Source organism: Variovorax sp. 01N429, from assembly GCF_056399425.1.
Window position 1 is genome coordinate 1 of the sequence record NZ_JBFTRG010000165.1, and the last position, 405, is coordinate 405.

A 405-nucleotide genomic window follows, 5' to 3' on the forward strand; every position below is an offset into this window, starting at 1 on the left:
CCCTGCTCGCTGCGCTCACCGGCCGAGTCACCCCCCAGGGGAGGCTCCCCGTCGAGTTGCCGCGCTCGATGGAAGCCGTGCGAGCGTCCGCGCCCGACGCGCCGGCGAACACCGTCGACCCGCTGTTCCGCCTGGGATTCGGGCTCCGGACCTGATGTCCCGTTCGTACAGAAAGAGCATGCGCATGACCGACGCACAATCCCGCGCCGTCGAGTTGCTCGGCCGGATGACCCTCGACGAGAAGGTCGCCCAACTGACGTCGCTCATCCCGACGGTGCTCTTCGACGCCAAGGGCCTTCGCACCGAGGTCGCCGCGGCCAAGCTCGCGAACGGCATCGGCTACATCGAACCGCACATGGGCGGCTTCCCGGCGACCGCGGCCGACCTGGCCCGACTGAACAACGC

At 69.6% G+C, this 405-nt stretch carries 1 protein-coding gene; it reads left to right on the forward strand.

Annotated features, from left to right (window positions below; translation table 11 throughout):
- Positions 1-184: 184 nt before the first annotated feature.
- Positions 185-405: hypothetical protein (locus AC1DSF_RS31075; RefSeq protein ID WP_478184158.1), on the forward strand; the 221-nt coding region annotated here is incomplete at its 3' end.